This window comes from Amycolatopsis sp. NPDC101161 (assembly GCF_044768185.1).
GTDB lineage: Bacteria > Actinomycetota > Actinomycetes > Mycobacteriales > Pseudonocardiaceae > Amycolatopsis.
On sequence record NZ_JBIWPI010000009.1, the window covers coordinates 117,554 to 135,429 of the forward strand.

Here is a 17,876-nt window from a genome sequence, read left to right on the forward strand (position 1 = left end):
ACCGCCGGCCGCCGGTTGTGTGCGGCCGGTCGCGTGGGCTTCGCTCGTCGCCTCGAAGCCGTCTGCGAGTCATCCGTCCTGGCTGGGCCATCCTGCGCATGCCTTCGCAGCGAGATACCCGGCGCCAACCCACCTTGGCCTACCTGCCAAGTCACGTCGCGTCGAGTTGGGTCAGCAGGGGTGCCAACTTCTCGATCCCTGCGGTCACCGCCGCCTGGCCCTTTGCCGAACTCACCGCCGGCTGCTGCGTCAGCAACACCACCACATACCGCCCACTAACTACCCCCGTCGTGTTCAGTACCACCGCATTCCGCAAGATCATCCACCCCCTGCTTGACCTGCCAAGACCTCCCCGGCAAGCCGTCCGGAATCCCGAAGTACTGGTCCCACTCGTCGTCCGCCGGGTTGCGGGCCCCAGCCAATGCCGCCAGCAACGGCGCCGCCACCTCGTCCGGGATCACGTCCAGCGAGTACTCGTACGTCGCCACCACGTCCGACGCGCTCGTCTTCGCCATTCCCCACTGCGTCGGGTCCGCGGGCGGCGTCGTGTGCGACAGCCCGATCATCGCCGCCGTGCGGGCCACTATCGCGTTGCCCCCGTTGCGCTCCCAGAACGCTGCCATGTCCCGTCCGGGTGCACCTCGTCGATCGCGATCAGGAGCTTCGCCAACGAGGCCGTGTAGTACGGGCTTTCCGCATCCAGCGTGGCCAGCTCCTTGTCCGACTCGCGGTCGTGCAGGACGCCGACACTCGCTTCCGCGCGACGCCACCGGGCTGACCGCAGAAGGAGCGGCAGCAACCGAGACCGTCGGTCAGCGCCGCCGCCGTCAGGCCCGCGCCCGGCCAGCGTCCGGCGGATCCGCCTTCCCATGTTCCGCCAACGTGCGGCGCACCCCGGACGACCTGTCGTTTCGCTGTGGTCCGCCCACTCGCTGGGACACTCGCGCGGCAGGCGTAGCGTCGGATTGTGGACATTCTCGTGGTGGGCGCCGGCGCGACCGGTGGGTACTTCGGCGGACGGCTTCTGCAAGCGGGCCGCGACGTCACCTTCCTCGTCCGGCCGGCCCGGGCGCAGCTGCTCCGGGAACGCGGGCTGCGGATCGTCGGCCTGGGGGAGGACACCGTCCTCGAGCCGGCGCTCGTCGAGACCGGCTCGCTCGACCGGACCTACGATCTCGTGCTGCTCGCCGTCAAGGCGACCGGCCTGGCCGCGGCCATCGACGATTTCGCTCCCGCCGTCGGCCCCGGCACGCTGATCCTTCCGTTCCTCAACGGGCTCGCCCACGTCGACGTCCTCGACAAGCGCTTCGGCCCGGACGCCGTGCTGGGCGGCGTCGCCAAGGTGCAGACCACCATCGACGACGACGGCGCCATCCGGCGGCTCGGCCCGCTGCAGAGCCTGGCCTACGGTGCCCGCACCGAACCCGCGCCCGGAAAGCTCGCCGACGTCGACGCCGCCCTGACGAACGCCGGGTTCGCCGCCGCCCTCGACGCGCGGATCACCGAGTCGATGTGGGCGAAGTGGGTGTTCATCGCCGCCATCGGCGCGGTCAACACCCTCATGCGCGGCACCATCGGCGACGTCGTGGCCGTCCCCGGGGGCGTGGAGTTCGCCGAAGCCGTCGTGGCCGAAGCCGCCGCCGTCGCGGCGGCCGCCGGGTACCCCGTGCCCGCCGCCGACCTCGCGGCCACCCGGAAGACCGTGACCGACCCCGCGATGGGGGGATCTTCGCTGTACCGCGACCTGCTTGGCGGTCACCCGGTCGAGGGGGAGCAGATCTTCGGCGACCTCACCGCGCGTGCCCGTGAGCTGGGTGTTGCGACGCCGCTACTGGATCTTGTCACCCTCCAGCTGCGCGTTCACCAGCACCGCATCGGGTGACGTGATCACCCGCCGCGCTTTGCCCGCACAGGCCGGGGATCGTGGTCTTTCGGGCACCCGCGTGGCGGCGCCGACGCGGGGTTCCCGGGCACTGCTAACCTTCGGCAGGAAGGTTGCTTGAGGGTTTGACGAACGAATGCAGCGAGGGGAAATGGCGGACAGGTTCGAGTTCGTCCTCGGGGTCGTCGAAGCCCTCGTCGTCGGTCAGGCGACCGGTGGCGACATCCGGCGCTACCCATTGCGCGCGGGCAACCTCCCGGCGGACCCGGTGCGGTTCGTGCGGGTCGCGCGCCAGGTGTACGACGCGCTCGAGGAGCGACGGCTTTCGGTTTCGGGCGAACTGCACCCGGGTGTGCGGACGGCGTTCGAGCTGCTGGCCGAGCCACGCGTTTCGGTTGCGGTCAGCGGGATCGACGGCCTCGGCGCCGACGTCGCCGTGCTCGTGGTGACCGACGGCGCCCAGGCGCTCGGCGTCACCCAGGCCCCGGACACCGACGAGCTGCTGTTTTCGCTGTTCGCCGACGAGGAGCTGGTCGAGGTCGTCACCGGCGTCCTGCCGCCCGCCCCGGCCGCGACGACCGGCAAGCACGTCGTGCACCGCGCGGCGGGGCGCGAGGTCTCGGCCATGACGGCGAAGCGGATCGCGGACGCCGAATTCGACGAAGAAGAGACCGACGCCTTCGGCATGATCGAGGTCAAGGCCGTGGTGCGGCCGGGCCGCCGGCCGCCGGCGGCGAAGCCCTCGGACGTCGCCGTGCTCGAGCGGGTCCTCGCCGAACCGCGGCTCGGCGGCGGCCACATCGCCGTCACGGCCCAGAGCCGGCGCGGTGAACGGCTCTCCGGCGACCCGCTGAGCTGGCTGGACACCGCCGACGGCCGCTACCTGGTGCACACCACGACCGGCGACGCCGGCGAGCTGACAGCCGAGTACGTACCGGCCGGGCGGGCCGACCTCGCCCGCGCGATCCGCGACGCCATCGCCGCGGTGTACTGACCGGAAAGGGAACAGGCCAGATGACGGAAGAGACCCAGGCGGTTGCCCAGGCTCTCCAGGCGACGGCGCAGATGCAGACGGCGACCGATCCCGCGCAGAAGACGATGGCCGCGGTCCGCGTCGGGCTCGCCGGCGCCCAGCTGAAGCGGCTCGCGCAGTCCGGCGGCTTCGCCATCGACGACACCACGGGCAACCAGCTGATCGAGGCCCTGGAAGGCGTGCTCGAGTCGCTCGAGCAGCGCTGGGCGAACCTGCAGCGGCTGCACGACGCGCCGGCGATGAGCCGGACCGCGACCGGCCAGTGGGTGTCCGCGCACATGGTGAGCACCGCCGCCGACGAGCACGGCCTCGTCACCCAGCTGCAGGCGGCCCGCCAGGAGTTCCCCACCTACATCGAGGCCATCAAGCTGGCCAAGAAGAACTACAAGTCCCGGGAAGAGACCACGCGCGCGACGCTGACCTCGCTCCCGACCGCCGACCAGAGCTGAGGGAGACCGTGGCAGCCACCGCCGAGTCCGTCTCGGACCCGTCGTCCCCGGACTACAACCCGCGCAGTCCGCTCTACGACGTGACGGCCGATTCGTCGTCGAAGTACTACGTCGGACCGCTGAAAACGGACAACTCGCCCTCGGGCGACGAGATCCGCGAGATGGCCACCAGGGAGATCGACGACGAGATCCGGGCCGGCTGGCTCGGCCCGGCCGTCGACCCGGTGCTGCGCGACAAGAAGATCCAGGAGCTCTACCAGCAGCACCTCGACGACGCCAAGCACGGCCTCGACGAGGGTCTCGCCATGCGCGAGAACGGCGGCGCCCCGAAGACGTTGTGGGCCAACGCCAGCCACGAGCAGATGAACGACGCCATCACGCAGGACGCCAACCCGGCGACCGTCGCGGAGACGTCGGAGGAGTGGGTGGCGGTCGGCAACGACCTCGGCACGCACCAGAAGACGCTGGCCGACGCGATCAACGCGAGCACGAACAACTGGCAGGGCGACGCCGGTGACGCCGTCCGCGAGCACCTCGCCGGCGTCGGCAAGTGGCTCGGCTCGACCGCGCAGGGCGCGACGCTCGCCGGGCGCCAGCAGGAGATCCACTCCCAGGCGCTGAACGAGACCCAGCGGCAGATGGTCGCGAACCCGCCGGTGCAGTTCGACCTGCAGAGCACCAACCAGAAGCTGATGTCGATGACCGACCCGGTGCAGTACGCCGCGGCGGCCGGCGAGGCGATGCAGACCTACCGCGCGCAGCAGGCCGCGCGGGAGCACGCCGCGCAGATCATGACGCAGTACGACGAGACCATCGGCGCCGCGGTCGCGACGCCGCGGTTCCCGGCCCCGCCGAAGCTCCCGACCGCCACCGCGACGGCGCAGCGGCAGGGCACCGCGGCCGGCGGCGCGGGCGCGGGTGGCGCCCAGCCGCTGATGGCGCGCACGGCGATGGACCCGGCGCTCGACCCCACGGCCGCGGGCCGGACCCCGGCCGGCCTCAACGCCGCCGGGCTCGACGGCGCGGGCGGCCCCGGCGGCAGCGGTGCCGGGGGCAGCGGCTCCTTCGGCGGCGCGGGCATCCCGGGCGGTGGCTCCGGCGGCGAAGGGTCGGGCTTCTCCGGCAGCGGCATCCCCGGTGGCGGCAGCGGTATCCCCGGCGGTGGGAGCGGTATCCCCGGCGGCGGCGCCGGCGGCTCGGGCTTCTCCGGGGCCGGCATCCCGGCCGCCAGCGGTGGCGGCGGCGCGGGTGGCCCCGGCTTCTCGGGAGCCGGCATCCCCGAAATCCCCGGCGGCAGCTTCACCGGTTCCGGCATCCCCGGCTCGTCGGTGCCGGGCTTCGACGACTCGACGACGTCGTCCGGCTTCACCCCGTCCGGGATCGGCGGGAGCACCGGCGGCAGCGGCGGCTACACGCCGCCGTCGATCCCGAACATCCCGGACGTCTCGGGCGGTGGCGGCGGCGTCCGCGGCGGCAGCCCGATCCCCGGGTTCACCCCGCCCGGCATCGACCCGATCACCGGCCTGCCCACCGGCACCGGCCCCGGCGGGATTCCCGGCGGCGGCAGCGGCCTCGGCAAGATGCCGACCATCGGCCGCGGCGGCGGGATCAACGGCGAGAGCATCGCGAGCCGCCTCGGCGGCATCGGCGGCGGCTCCGGCGGTGGCTCGCTCGGCGGGATCGGCGGCGGTGGCGCGGGTGCCGGCGGCGGCGTCGGCGGTGGTGTGCGCGGCACGGGCGCGGGCAGCCTGGGTGGTGGCGCCGCGTCCGGCGCGGCCGCGGAGGCCGAAGCGGCGGCGGCACGCAACGCGGGCATGGCGGGCGGAAAGGCCGGCGCGGCGGGCAGCCCGGGCATGGGCGGCATGGGTGCCGGCCGTGGCGGCAAGAAGGAAGACGACAAGGAACACAAGGCCGCCGACTACCTCGAAAGCGACGACCCGAACTTCTTCGCGGGCGAGCAGGCGGTGGCGCCGCCGGTGATCGGCGACTGGAAGAACCAGGATTGGAAGTGAACGCATGACCGCCGCGGGCTTCGAGGTCGAACCGGACGAGCTGGTCGCGCACGCGAGCCACGTCGAGAGCCTGATCGACCGGCTCGACACGGCGTCCTCCGCGGCCGACTCGGCGATGTCGGACCACGCCTACGGGCTGCTGTGCGCGTTCCTGCCGCCGATCATCCGGCCGACGGGGGAGAAGGCGAAGGAAGCGCTCGGCGCGTCGGCGGAAGGCGTCCGCGGGCTCGTGGACAACGTCAAGACGGCCGCGCAGTCCTACCGCGACGGCGAAGAGGGCAACGCGCAGCCGTTCGAGCGGCAGCTCGCCGCGTCGCCGCGCACGGCGGAGGCGAGGCAGGCATGACTTCCCCGAACAACGGCCTGGGCGACCTGATCCAGGACCCGGACGAGGCGATCCGCCGGATGGACGACTGGGCGGCCGGGTTCGCGGCGAAGGCGCAGCGCTACCAGGCGGCGCAGGAGGAGACCGAGCGGCTCCGGCTGACCGCGACCAGCAGCGACGGCGCCGTCAGCGTCACCGTCGGCGCGGACGGCACGGTCACCGACCTGACGTTCAGCAACAAGATCAAGTCGTTCCCGCTGGACGAGCTGTCCCGGGCCATCCTGACCACCATGCGGCGGGCCCAGTCCGGCATCGCCGAGAAGGTGGCCGGGGTGATGTCCGAGCAGCTCGGCGACGAGGACCGCGAGACCAGGACGTTGCTGCTGGACAACCTCCGCGGCCGGTTCCCCGACCCGGACGAACCCGACGAGCAGCCGCCCACCGACCCGCCGCCCGCGCCGCCGTCGCCGTCCGGTGGCGCCGCGACGCCACCGGCGTCCTCGGGGCCGGCGACGCCGCCGCGCCGCCGGACCGCGGGCGATCCGGACGAGCAGGACAACAACCCCTGGTGACGAGCGGCTGAACGACGGCTCGACAAGGACGGCTTCCGGGGTCGACACTGAGCCGATGACCGGCCTGATCCCCGGAAGCCGCGTCCGCCTGCGCCCTGCCGCAGCCGCGGACGCCGCCCGGTTCGAGGAGATCCTGTCGCACCCGGACATCGCCCGCTGGTGGGCGGACGCCGAAGAGCCGGTGGCCGACCAAGTGTCCTACCTGCTCGACCCCGACGAGGGCACCACGACCTACGCCATCGAGCACGATGACGTCGTCGTGGGCATCGAACTGGCCTTCGAGGAGGCCGACCCGCAGTACCGGCACGCCGGGATCGACATCGCGGTGCACCCGGACTGGCAGGGCCGCGGCCTCGGGACGGACGCGATCCGGACGCTGGCCGAGCACCTGTTCACCGTGCGCGGGCACCACCGGCTGGTGATCGACCCCGCGGCGGACAACAAGTCCGCGATCCAGCTGTACCAGTCGCTGGGCTTCCAGCCGGTCGGCCGGATGCGCGCGTACGAACGCGGCCCGGACGGCAGCTGGCACGACGGGCTGCTGATGGACCTGCTGGCCGAAGACCTCGTCCCCGCGCTGGCCGGCTCGTGAGCACCCCGGTCGCGGCAAGACAGCTGCGGCGGGTGGCCGTGGCGAGCGCGATCGGGACCACCATCGAGTGGTACGACTACTTCATCTACAGCACGGCGACGGCGCTCGTGTTCGGCAAGCTGTTCTTCACGACGCTCTCGCCCGCGTCCGGCACCCTCGCCGCGTTCGCGACGCTCGGCGTCGGGTTCCTGGCCCGCCCGGTCGGCGGGATCCTGTGGGGCCACTTCGGGGACCGCGTGGGCCGCAAGGCGATGCTGGTGCTGTCGCTGCTCCTGATGGGCTTCGCGACGGTCGGCGTCGGCCTGCTGCCGACCTACTCCGCGATCGGTGTCTGGGCGCCGATCCTGCTGCTCGTCCTGCGGCTGCTGCAGGGGTTGAGCGCGGGCGGCGAGTGGGGCGGCGCGGCGCTGATGGCGGTCGAGCACGCGCCGGAAGGGCGGCGCGGGCAGTACGGCGCGTTCTCGCAGATCGGCGTCCCGGCCGGGCTGATCCTGGCGCAGCTGCTGTTCTTCATCCTCGGCCGGTCCCTGACCGACGCGCAGTTCGCGTCGTGGGGCTGGCGGGTGCCGTTCCTGGCGAGCATCGTGCTCGTCGGCGTCGGGCTGGTGATCCGGCTGCGGATCGAGGAGTCGCCGGTGTTCGCGCGGCTGGAGCAGGAGGAGCTGCGCAGCAGCCGGCCGATGGTCGAAGTCCTGCGCGAACGGCCGCGGGCGCTGCTGGTGGCGTCGGGCAGCTTCATCGCCAACACCGCGATCGGGTACATCTTCCTGGCGTACTTGCTTTCCTACGGCACTTCGGTGCTGAAGATCAACCGGACGACGTTGCTGATCGTGGTCATCGTCGGCAGCGTGACGTGGCTGGTGAGCATCCTCGTCACGGCGGCGTGGTCGGACCGCGTCGGCCGGAAACCGGTGTACCTGGCGGGATCGGTGCTGCTGGTCGTCTGGCCGATCCCGTTCTTCCTGCTGGTGGACACGAAAGCGACCGGCTGGCTGATCGTCGCGGTCGTGGTGCTGAACATCGGGCTGGGCGCGACCTACGGGCCGCAGTCCGCGTTGTTCGCGGAGCTGTTCGAACCGCGGTACCGCTACAGCGGCGCGTCGTTCTCCTACGCCGTGGGCGCGGTGCTGGGCGGCGGGTTCGCGCCGCTGATCGCGACGGCGCTGCAGACGTCCACCGGGACTTCGCTTTCGGTGTCGCTCTACCTGGTGGCGGTGGCGCTGCTGAGCCTGGTGGCGGTGCTGTTCATCCCGCGCTCAGAGCCGGTCTAGCCGGACCGCGGCCGCCATCCGCTCGTAGCCCGCGTCGCCGGGGTGGAGGTGGTCGCCGGAGTCGTAGGCGGGGAGCATCCGCAGCGGGTCGGCAGGGTCGCGGACCGCGGCGTCGAAGTCGACGACGCCGTCGAAGACCCCGCCGGTGCGGATGAACGTGTTCACCGCGGTGCGGGTCGCTTCGAGGGTTTCGTCGTAGACGCGCCAACCCTTGAACGGCGTGAGCGTGCCGCCGAGGACCCGGATGCCGCGTGCGTGTGCCTGCGTCACCAGCTGGCGGTAGGCCGAGGTGATCGCGCCGGGGTCGGTCTGGTGCGGGTCCTGCTGGATGTCGTTGATGCCTTCCAGCACGATGAGCGTCCGGACGCCGCCGACGCTGAGCACGTCGCGGTCGAAGCGGGACAACGCGTTCTGGCCGGCGCCGGAGCCGGGGACGTCGAGCAGCAGGCGGTTGGCGCTGATCCCGGCGTTGAGGACGCCGAAGCGGCCGTGCAGCCGGTCGGCGAGGTAGTCGGGCCAGCGGTGGTTGGCGCCGGCGACCGAGCCGACGCCGTCGGTGATCGAATCGCCGAGCGTCACGATCGAGGCGTCGGCGCCGCCTTGGACGTCGACGCCGGAAACGTAGTGCCAGACGGACGTCTGCTCGGTGTAGGGCGCGCCCGCCTCGCTGCCGGCGAAGTCGCCCGCGCGGGTGAAGTACGACGTCTGCGACGCGGCCGGGTGGTAGGTGACCGGGCCGGACTTCGTGGGCACGTACGTCGTGACGAGCAGGTTGGCGTCGGCCGGGATCCGGGCGTCCACGGGGTCGCTCAAGGCTTCGGCGCCGGCGGGGACGACGACGCTGGGCGCGCCGCCGAAGGTCAGCGACCGGAGCGTGCCGGGCACGGCATCGGGGCCGGTGGCCTGCACGGCGATGGTGACGTGCCCGAAGGTCAGGGGAGCGGCGCCGAAGGCGTTGGAGAGGTGGACGCGCGCGCGGCCGCCGCCGGCGCTGCTGTGCACGACGTTGCGGATCGAGAAGCCGGGGTAGCCGTCCGGCGTGTTGGCCACGGCGGCCGCGGGCGCGGCGGCCCAGGTGCCGACCCAGCCGTTCACGGCGTGTTCCGCGGTGGCCGGGATAGCGCTTTCCGGATTGGCGTCGCCGGAAGTCGTGAGGATGCCGAACCCCGCCAGGACGGCCGCGCTCACGGCCAGGAAGCGTCGCATCCACTCACAGTGGCGCGGCTGCTCCGGGCCAGGGACCGCTGATCAGGTGAGCGAACCGGACAAGATCCCGGACAGTGTCGGGAAGCCGGGGGCGGGCCCGTCCGGGATTCTGGGGATGCCGGACGGGCCCGCGCGAGGTGGCCGTTGCCGCGACGGCCGCTCGCCGGAGTGCCCGGTCCCGATCGGGCGGAGGCTGGCCCGGATCGTTGCGTCATGGCGACTCCGGAGGGCGTGTGCGAGACGCCCTCACCCAGAGCACGGCCGCTGGTGCGCGGCGGTTCAGCGGGAGGGGTGATTTGGCCGCGAATCGCGGTGCGCGCAGGTCGGTGGGGGTGGGGAGTGGTCGGCGCGGGGGTGCGGGTGGGCGCCGGGATGCCGGTTGCCGGGCCTGCGGGGTGCCGGGCTCGAGGTTTGGTGTGGGCGGTGGCCGGTTGTTGAGTGCCAGGCTTGCACCGCGGCGTGCCCAGCGGCAGCCGGAATCGTCGGCGCCGCGCGGAGTGCCACCGGCTGGGCCCCGGTGCGAAACAGCCGGCCGCGAAATCCAACCCCAGGCATGCCGATGGCCCGGCTCGGAAGCCGGGCCATCCGGGTGAAACCTCAAGCGGCAGCGGGAAAACCGCCGCCCAACGCGCGGTGTCCGGCGTCGGTCAGTTCGGCCGGTGCCCACTGGCCCGGCGTCGGCTTGCCCACCGCGCGGATCAGCCCGGCGCGGGCCAGGTCGTGGGCGGTGCTCTGGTCGCAGCACGGCAGCCCGTCCACGCGGAGGTCGGGTTCACAGCTGCAGCGGAGCTCGGCGCGCCCGTCGCCGACCGCCTTGAGCATGGCGATCGCGCGGCGGCTCAGCGCGTTCGGGTAGGGGGACATCGGCCTGGCCTTTCGGTGCGCGGCTGGGTTCTGGCGGCGAGCGCTGCAGCTCTCACCGATGACTACGCGCCGGACGTGAGCGAGGTTCACTTCGATCGCCTCTTGACACCGGCAGGGCCAGCGAGCAGGGTCAGTCATCGGATGAATCAGCTCCGCCAACGGCAGATCGGCCACCAAAGGTCGAACGCTGCCGTCCTTCCGCCGTAGTCATCCGATCCCTGGAGGTTCAGTGACGACCTTCCCCCGCCGGCAAGCCCTCGGCATCGCGCTCGGTGGCGCCGTCGCCCTCGGCGCGGCCGGCTTCACCCCGGCCGGTGCCGCCGTGCCCGTGGACGCCGCTCCGGACAGCCCCGGCACCCCGATCGTCCCGCCCCCGCCGCCCGTCCCCGTCGCGCTCGACGCCTGGTTCACCAACGACGGCATCGACAGCGCCTCGGCCGCCGGCGGCGACTTCGACGGCTCCGGCTACACCTTCCCGGCCGAGCACCTGCCCGCCGGGCAGACCGCCACCGTCGGCGGGATCCCGTTCACGCTCGGCTCCGCGGCCGCCGGCGCGAAGAACAACATCGCCGCCACCGGCCAGAAGATCGACCTGCCGAAGGGGCGGTACTTCGTCGCCTACTTCCTGGTCGCGGCCAGCTACGGCACCACCGGCGGCACGGCCACCGTGCACTACGCCGACGGCAGCACGAGCACCGGTTCCCTCTCCGGTCCCGACTGGTACACCGGCTCCGGCGCGCTGGTCTCGCCCTTCCGCTACGCACCCGGCGGAGTCGTCGACAACAACCCGGTTTCCCTGGCCACCGGCCAGGTCTGGGTCGACCCGGCCCGTGACGCCGTCGCCCTGACCTTGCCGACCACCGCGAACCCGGCGCCGAACGTGTCCAGCCTGCACGTCTTCGCGCTCACCCTGCAGCCGGTGGCCGTGGGCCGCTCGGCGCTGGTCCTCGACAGCCGCTCGACGGTGAACCTGCTGTCCGACGGCGGTCCGCAGGCCGCCGAGGCGACGATCGTCAACGCCGGCACCGTGTGGCTCGGGGCCGGGGACAGGGTCGCCGTCACCGTGGACGTCCCCGGCGGCCGGACGACCGTGCCCGCGGCCATCCGCGCGCTGGCGCCGGGGGAGCAGGCGACCGTCCGGCTCGGGATCGCGCCGAACGCGTCCGTGCCGCCGGGAACCACCGCGACCGGCCAGGTCCGCGTCACGGCCGGCCGCGGGACCCTCGCCACCCAGCAGGTGCCGATCACCCTCGGTGTCCCGGACTTCCGGCCGACGGACGCGTCGCTCTCGACGCACCGAGCGCCTTACTGGTTCAACGACAGCAAGTTCGGCATCTTCATCCACTGGGGCGTCTACGCCGTGCCCGCGTGGGCACCGGTCGGCCAGCAGTACGCGGAGTGGTACTGGCAGAACCAGCAGGACCCCAACGGCGCGACCTACGCCTACCACCGCGAGAAGTACGGCGAGAACTTCGCCTACGACGACTTCATCCCGCGGTTCACCGCGGCGAAGTTCGACCCGCGCACGTGGCTGAAGCTCATCGCGGACGCCGGTGCCGAGTACTACGTCCTGACCTCCAAGCACCACGACGGCTTCGCGTTGTGGGACACCAAGGTCAGCGACCGCAACTCCGTCAAGCTCGGTCCGAAGCGGAACATCATCGACGAGCTGTTCACGGCGTCCCGCGAGTACACGCCCCAGCTGCGCAACGGTCTCTACTTCTCGCTGCCGGAGTGGTTCAACCCGGACAACCCGTGGATGGGGCACGCGCCGCGCAACCCGTACACCGGCGCGCCGCTGCCCTACACCGGGTACACCGCGGGCAAGGACTTCGTCCGCGACTACCAGGCCCCGCAGGTGCTGGAGCTGATCTCGGAGTTCGACCCGGACGTCCTGTGGTTCGACATCGGCGGCGTCAACGACACGCGGAACACGATCACCGAGTACTTCAACCACGCCAAGAACCGCAAGCGCCCCAAGGACGTCACCTACAACGACCGCGGCGGCATCCCCGACCACGACTTCACCACGCCGGAGTACACGACGTACCCGAACACCGTGGTGGCGAAGTGGGAGGCGAGCCGCGGCCTCGACCCGTTCTCCTACGGCTACAACCGCGCGACCCCCGACGACCGGTACATGACGGCGGAGGAGGTCGTCCGGACGCTCGTCGACATCGTGTCGAAGAACGGCAACTTCCTGCTCGACATCGGCCCGGACTTCGACGGCACGATCCCGGACGTCATGCAGAAGCACCTGCGTGACGCGGGCGCATGGCTGAAGGTCAACGGCGAAGCCATTTACGGCACGACCTACTGGTCGCGGATGGCCCAGCTCGGCGACCTGCGGTTCACGGTCAAGCAGAACGAGGCCTTCTACGTGCACTCGCTGGCGGCGCCGGGCAGCAGGCTGGTGGTCGACGCGCCGGTGCCGATCCGGGCCGGGGACCGCGTGACGCTCCTCGGCTACCGCGGGAACCTGCACTGGACCGTCGAAAACGGCTCGCTGGTGATCGACGTCCCGGCCGCGGCCCGGCAGGCGGGCCGCTACACGTGGGTGTTCAAGATCGCCTGGAGCTAGAGGTCGGCGTTCTTGCCGATGTACAGCTCCGCGAACGCCGCCGCGGCCGCGGGCGAACGCAGCAGGCGGCGCATCCGGGCCTCCGCGATGCGCGCCGCGAACGGGTTTTCGCCCGTGGCCGCGGTGTGGTGGAAGATGTCCGACAGCCACTGGGAGAACTCCTGGTACTGCCACACCAGCGGCAGGCACGCGTCGGAGTACCCGGCCAGCTTCGCCGGGTCGCCCGCGTAGTGCGCCTGGTAGGCCTCGGCCAGCAGGAAGGCGTCGTGCAGGGCGAGGTTCATGCCCTTCGCCGCGATCGGCGCGACCAGGTGCGCCGACTCGCCCGCCAGGTGCAGCCGGCCGTGGGACATCGGCTCCACGACGTAGTTGTGCATGTCGAGGATCCGCTTCTCGATCAGCTTCCCCTCGACGATCGGGCCGTCCGGCACCGCCAGCCGGGCCTTCAGCTCCGTCCAGACGCGCTCGTCGGGCCAGTCCGCCTCGGTCTCGCCCGCCGCCGTCTGCAGGTAGAACCGGGTCACCGCCGGCGTGCGGGCCATGTGCGCGCCGAACCCGCGCGGGTGGATGCCGAACAGGACGCCGTCGGCGGACGGCGGTGCTTCCGCGAGCAGAGCCAGCCAGCCGATTCCGTAGTCGTGGTGGGACTTCACGGTGGTTTCCGCCGGCAGGTACCCCTGCGTGACGCCGCGGGCGCCGTCGCAGCCGGCGACGAAGTCGCAGTCGATCCGGTGTTCCCCGTCCGTGGTCCGGAACGTGACGGCGGGGGAGTCCGACGTCAGGTCGTGCAGCCGGACGTCGGAGACCTCGAAGACGGCCTCGCCGCCCGCGCCGGTGTACTGCGCGACCAGGTCGGTCACCAGAAGCTGTTGCGGGTAAACGAAATGCCGCTGCCCAGTGACGTCGCCGTAGCGGAACGCGTGCCGCCGCCCGGCGAAGCGGAACTCGAACGCCTCGTGCCGCGGCGCCTTCGCCACGAGCTGCTCGCCGAGACCGCGCTGTTCGAGCCCGCGGACGGCCCACTCCTCGATGAACCCGGCCCGCGGCCGCTGCTCGATGAACGCCCGGCTCTCGCTTTCCAGCAGCACGCAGGGAATCCCCGCGCGCCGCAGGAGGTTCGCCACCGTGAGCCCGGCCGGACCCGCCCCCACCACGGCCACCGCCGTGCGCGTCGCTACCATGCGCCCGAGGGTAGCGCGAACCGGACGAACCGTTCAGTAGAACTGGCGCAGCACCGGCCACGCCGTCGACCACGGCTCGGTCAGCGTGCACAACGAGACCGGGGTGCCGTTCTCGTCGTTGTCCACGCCGCCGGCGGTGTGGTGCTTGGCGACCACGCGGCAGCCGGTGATCAGCCGGGACGCGGGTGAACCGCGTTTGAGGCCGCCGACGAGCAGGACCGGGCCGACCAGCCGGTCCGGCGGCGGACCCCAGTCCGCGTAGGACATGTGCGGCGAGTACGGCTGGGGCAGTCCCAGCGCGGGCCCGTAGTGCTCGAGCGCGCCCGCCTCCCCGTAGTTCCCCGCGACGATCACCGCGGTGTCCCGCTCGGTGGCCGGGATCCGCTCCCAGGCGCCGGCGACGGTGCCGGCGAACTCCGGCCAGCCGACCTGCTCGCCGGGTTCCTTGTTGACCGCCAGCAGCGGGCCGTTCAACGCCGGTGCCGGCACCACCGGGAGTCCGGTGAGGACGGACACGACCACGCACACCGCGGCCGCCACACCGGTCAGCGCCCGCCGGACCGTGCCACCCCGGCCCAGCCACCGCAGCGCCGGGTCCGCACCGAGCGCCACGAGCGGCAGCAAGAGCGGGATGGCGTAGTACGGCTTCCCGCCCAGGGCCAGGAGTTCGACGCAGACCACCGGGTACGCGATCGCGAGGGCCCGCGCCCAGCTCAGTCCCGGATCGCGCCACGGCCGCAGGAGCCCGGCCACCCAGACCGGCACCAGGATCGGCGACAGCAGGACCAGCTGCATCGGCACGAACAGGATCCGGTTCTCGGCGCCGTCGTCCTCGCTGATTCCGCCGGCGACGGTGAGCATCGGCCAGCCGTGCGACGCCTGCCAGACCACCACCGGCGCGGCCAGCACGACGGCGATCCCGACGCCGGCGGCGAGCCACCACGTCCGCAGCACCCGGCGCGGCCCGGCGACGGCCACGCCGATGCCGAGCCCGGACAGCAGGAGCAGGACGAGCCACTTGTTCGCCAGGCCGACCCCGGCGGCGGCGCCGACGGCGAGCCACCACCGGCCGTCGCCGGTGCGCAAGAGCTTCAAACCGAACAACGCGATCAGCGACCAGAGCAGGACGTCCGCGGAGTTGGTGGCCAGCATGTGCGACACCACCAGGACGTACGCCGAGAGCGCCGTCGCGATCGCTGTGAAGAGCTGCGCGCCGCGGCCGCCGCCGAACTCGCGCGCGATCAGCGCCACGACCACGACGGTCGCCATGCCGAGCAGGGTCGCGACCACGCGCAGGCCGGACGGCGTTTCGCCGAACACCGCCGTCGACGCGCGCGCGAGCCACGGCGTGATCGGCGGGTTGTCGACGTAACCCCAGTCCGGCCGGTGGCCCGCCGCGACGAAGTACAGCTCGTCGCGGTGGAAACCGTAGCGCCCGGACAGCGCGGTCAGGACAACCGCTTGGACGGCGACGACGATCCCCACCGGCACCGCGGCGAACCGCGGCAGTTCCGGACTGGCCCCCATGGCAGTCTCCCCTCGGCGTGCCCGGATGCTACGCCGGCGATCACGCTTCGGGGAGCGCTCCGACGTGTTCGGCGCCCGCGTCCGCGACCAGCTCGGCGAGGGACTGCGCGCGGCGGATCGGCGTGAAGCGGACGTCGCCGCGCTCGCTCACGGTGAAGCCGTGCACGGCCGGGCGCGGCAGCGTGTTGTAGGCGTAGTGCGCGCCGAAGTAGTAGGCGCCGGTGTCGTGGGCGACGACGAGGTCGCCGGGTTCGAGCAGCGGCAGCGGCCGCTCCTTCGCCAGGAGGTCGCCCGCGAAGCACAACGGCCCGGCGATGTCCTGCGGCACTTCGGGCCCGGTCTTCGGGCGGCCGTGGGCGTCGAGCGCGGTGAGCCGCAGCGGCCAGTGCTCCGGCTGGAGGACCGTGCGGGCGGCGACCTGCGCGCCCGCGTGCGTCACGGCGATGGGCCGGCCACCCGAGACCTTCGTGTACTCGACGGTGCTGACGAGGAAGCCGTTCTTCGCCAGCAGGGACCGGCCGAACTCGGTGACGAAGGTGTAGTGCCCGTCGGCGAGCGCGGGGACCTTCGCCAGGAGCGTCGTGACGTAGTCGGCGTACGTCGGGCCCGGGTCCTCGGAGGCGAAGTTCACCGGGAGGCCACCGCCGAGGTCGAGGCTGGTGACCTGGCGGTAGCCGACGCGGTCGTTGATCTCCTCGGCGAGCGCGTGGATCGCGGCGACGCCGTCGGCCATCAGCTCCGGCGGGCAGCCCTGCGAGCCGACGTGGACGTGCAGCCGGGTCAGCCACGGCCTCCGCGCGAAGGCGTCGAGGACGGCGGTCCGGTTGTCCCGCAGGGGAATGCCGAACTTCGACGTCGAGGTCGCCGTGCTGGTGTCACCGATCCGGCCGGCGCCGACCTGGGGGTTGATCCGGAGGCCGAGCACCGAGCGCGGGTGGTCCACCAGGTCGTCGAGCCGGGCCAGCTCCTGGAAGTTGTCGGCGTTGATCGCTGTGCCTTCGGCCAAGGCGTGCGCGAGTTCGGCGGTCGTCTTGGCGGGGGAGTCGAGGACGAGGCGGACGCCGCGCAGGCCGGCGGCTTCGGCGACCGCCGTCTCGCCGGGGCTCGCGACCTCGGCGTCGATCCCGAGGTCGGCGAGGTAGCGCAGGACGGGAGCCAGGCCGCATGCCTTCGCGGCGACCGTGTGCTGGACGCGGCCGAGCGGCGCGAACGCCTTGGTCAGGTCTTCGACGGCTTCGCGGAGCCCGGCGAGGTCGACGAACCCGGCCAGCGGGTCGAGGAGGTCCTGGTCCGCCGCGGCGGCGAGGGCGTGGAGCTTCCGATCGGTGCGGTTCACGTCCCCAGTTTCGGGCCGGTCCGCGCGAGGGGTCCAAGACTTCGTCCCTCTTGATCTATAGGCCGGGCCTATAGTGGCTGGGTGGACCTGCGCCGATGGCACTACTTCGCCGTGCTCGCCGAGGAGATGCACTTCACGCGGGCGGCGGCGCGGCTGTTCGTGTCGCAGCCGTCGCTGAGCCAGCAGATCCGGGCGTTCGAGGCGGAGCTGGGGGTGGCGCTGCTGGACCGCTCGGGGCCGCGGTTCGCGCTGACGGAGGCGGGCCGGGTGGCGGCGGCGGAAGCGCGGGAGCTGCTTTCGCGCTTGGACCGGGCGCGCGGCGTGATCGTGGCGGCCGGCCGGGGTGACGCGGGACAGCTCCGGATCGCGTACACGCGTTCGGCGCCGGGCCCGCTGGCCGGCGACCTGGTGGCGGCGTACCGGGCGGCTTTCCCGGAGGTGGAGCTGGCGCTGGAGACGGGCTGGACGAGCCTGAACCTGGCGCGGCTGGCCGCGGGCGAGATCGACGTGGGGTTCGTGCGGCCGCCGGTGGTCGCGCCGGGCATCGAGGTGGCGGTGGTCGGGTCGGAGGAGGTGCTGATCGCCGTGCCGTCGGGGCACGCGCTGGCCCGCCGGCGTGGGCGACTGCGCCGGGATTGGATCGCCGCCGAGCCCGTGGTGTTCTGGCCGCGCTCGAACGGGCCGGGGCAGTACGACGCGATCAGCGCGCAGGTGTGGCCGGGCGGTGTGCCGCCGATCGTGCGCGAGGAGCCGGAGGACGAGCAGCTGATGCGCGCGGTCGCCGAGGGGGCGGGCATCGCGGCGGTTCCGGAACACCGAGCCCGGGCGCTGAAGCGGCGCGGAGTGGTCTTGCGCCGGTTGACGGACCCGGTGCCGGTGATCGACCTGGGGCTGGCCTGGCGCGCGGGCACGCCGGCGCCGGTCGTGCGGAGCTTCGTGGACCTGGCCCGCGGGGGGGGGGGGGGTTCTGAATGTTTTTAAAAGGATTATACAACAAAACCCCAGGGAGCGCGAGGGCCGCCCGGACCCCCACCCCCCCCGCCAC

General features: G+C 72.6%; 16 protein-coding genes. 10 read left to right on the forward strand and 6 right to left on the reverse strand.

Annotation, left to right across the window (positions count from 1 at the left end; genetic code table 11):
* Positions 1-275: 275 nt before the first annotated feature.
* Positions 276-623 (reverse strand): hypothetical protein, encoded by a 348-nt coding sequence (locus ACIRSS_RS49140; protein WP_400909143.1) that lies wholly within the window; start codon positions 621-623, stop codon positions 276-278.
* A 344-nt stretch (positions 624-967) separates the two neighbouring features.
* Between ACIRSS_RS49140 and ACIRSS_RS49145 the strand changes: the two genes are divergently transcribed.
* From ACIRSS_RS49145 to ACIRSS_RS49180, 8 genes are all read left to right on the forward strand, one after another.
* A complete protein-coding gene (locus ACIRSS_RS49145; RefSeq protein WP_400909146.1) occupies positions 968-1,882 on the forward strand; it encodes a 2-dehydropantoate 2-reductase in 915 nt (304 codons plus the stop codon).
* A gap of 151 nt (positions 1,883-2,033) precedes the next feature.
* Positions 2,034-2,876 carry an ESX secretion-associated protein EspG gene (locus ACIRSS_RS49150; protein ID WP_400909148.1) on the forward strand — a complete coding sequence of 281 codons (843 nt, stop codon included), beginning with the start codon at positions 2,034-2,036 and terminating at the stop codon, positions 2,874-2,876.
* A gap of 20 nt (positions 2,877-2,896) precedes the next feature.
* Entirely contained in the window at positions 2,897-3,364 is a 468-nt protein-coding gene (locus ACIRSS_RS49155; RefSeq protein ID WP_400909151.1) for a hypothetical protein, read from the forward strand.
* An 8-nt stretch (positions 3,365-3,372) separates the two neighbouring features.
* A complete protein-coding gene (locus tag ACIRSS_RS49160) occupies positions 3,373-5,376 on the forward strand; it encodes a hypothetical protein (RefSeq protein WP_400909153.1) in 2,004 nt (667 codons plus the stop codon).
* Positions 5,377-5,380: 4 nt separating this feature from the next.
* Complete coding sequence (locus ACIRSS_RS49165) at positions 5,381-5,722, forward strand: type VII secretion target (protein WP_400909156.1); 342 nt, start codon at positions 5,381-5,383, stop codon at positions 5,720-5,722.
* Complete coding sequence (locus ACIRSS_RS49170; RefSeq protein WP_400909158.1) at positions 5,719-6,273, forward strand: YbaB/EbfC family nucleoid-associated protein; 555 nt, start codon at positions 5,719-5,721, stop codon at positions 6,271-6,273. The genes ACIRSS_RS49165 and ACIRSS_RS49170 overlap by 4 nt, the downstream gene beginning before the upstream one ends.
* Positions 6,274-6,328: 55 nt before the next feature.
* A complete protein-coding gene (locus ACIRSS_RS49175) occupies positions 6,329-6,865 on the forward strand; it encodes a GNAT family N-acetyltransferase (protein WP_400909161.1) in 537 nt (178 codons plus the stop codon).
* The gene (locus tag ACIRSS_RS49180; protein ID WP_400909163.1) at positions 6,862-8,136 is read left to right on the forward strand and encodes an MFS transporter; all 1,275 of its coding nucleotides are present in this window, start codon (positions 6,862-6,864) and stop codon (positions 8,134-8,136) included. The genes ACIRSS_RS49175 and ACIRSS_RS49180 overlap by 4 nt, the downstream gene beginning before the upstream one ends.
* Here ACIRSS_RS49180 and ACIRSS_RS49185 read toward each other — a convergent pair.
* Complete coding sequence (locus ACIRSS_RS49185; RefSeq protein WP_400909165.1) at positions 8,122-9,342, reverse strand: SGNH/GDSL hydrolase family protein; 1,221 nt, start codon at positions 9,340-9,342, stop codon at positions 8,122-8,124. The genes ACIRSS_RS49180 and ACIRSS_RS49185 overlap by 15 nt on opposite strands.
* A 597-nt stretch (positions 9,343-9,939) precedes the next feature.
* The gene (locus tag ACIRSS_RS49190; protein ID WP_400909166.1) at positions 9,940-10,206 is read right to left on the reverse strand and encodes a hypothetical protein; all 267 of its coding nucleotides are present in this window, start codon (positions 10,204-10,206) and stop codon (positions 9,940-9,942) included.
* Positions 10,207-10,435: 229 nt separating this feature from the next.
* Between ACIRSS_RS49190 and ACIRSS_RS49195 the strand changes: the two genes are divergently transcribed.
* Positions 10,436-12,787 (forward strand): alpha-L-fucosidase, encoded by a 2,352-nt coding sequence (locus tag ACIRSS_RS49195; RefSeq protein ID WP_400909168.1) that lies wholly within the window; start codon positions 10,436-10,438, stop codon positions 12,785-12,787.
* On the opposite strand, the gene ACIRSS_RS49200 is transcribed toward ACIRSS_RS49195, so the two are convergent.
* The 3 genes from ACIRSS_RS49200 to ACIRSS_RS49210 are packed head-to-tail and all read right to left on the reverse strand — an operon-like array spanning position 12,784 to position 16,831.
* Positions 12,784-13,968 (reverse strand): 4-hydroxybenzoate 3-monooxygenase, encoded by a 1,185-nt coding sequence (locus ACIRSS_RS49200; RefSeq protein WP_400909171.1) that lies wholly within the window; start codon positions 13,966-13,968, stop codon positions 12,784-12,786. The genes ACIRSS_RS49195 and ACIRSS_RS49200 overlap by 4 nt on opposite strands.
* A 33-nt stretch (positions 13,969-14,001) precedes the next feature.
* Positions 14,002-15,495, reverse strand: coding sequence for an ArnT family glycosyltransferase (locus ACIRSS_RS49205; RefSeq protein WP_400909173.1), 1,494 nt, complete (start codon positions 15,493-15,495; stop codon positions 14,002-14,004).
* A 40-nt stretch (positions 15,496-15,535) separates the two neighbouring features.
* Positions 15,536-16,831: a diaminopimelate decarboxylase gene (locus tag ACIRSS_RS49210; RefSeq protein WP_400909176.1), complete on the reverse strand. Its 1,296-nt coding sequence runs from the start codon at positions 16,829-16,831 to the stop codon at positions 15,536-15,538.
* An 81-nt stretch (positions 16,832-16,912) separates the two neighbouring features.
* On the opposite strand from ACIRSS_RS49210, the gene ACIRSS_RS49215 reads away from it, so the two are divergent.
* The gene (locus ACIRSS_RS49215) at positions 16,913-17,812 is read left to right on the forward strand and encodes a LysR family transcriptional regulator (protein WP_400909179.1); all 900 of its coding nucleotides are present in this window, start codon (positions 16,913-16,915) and stop codon (positions 17,810-17,812) included.
* The last annotated feature ends 64 nt before the right edge of the window (positions 17,813-17,876 follow it).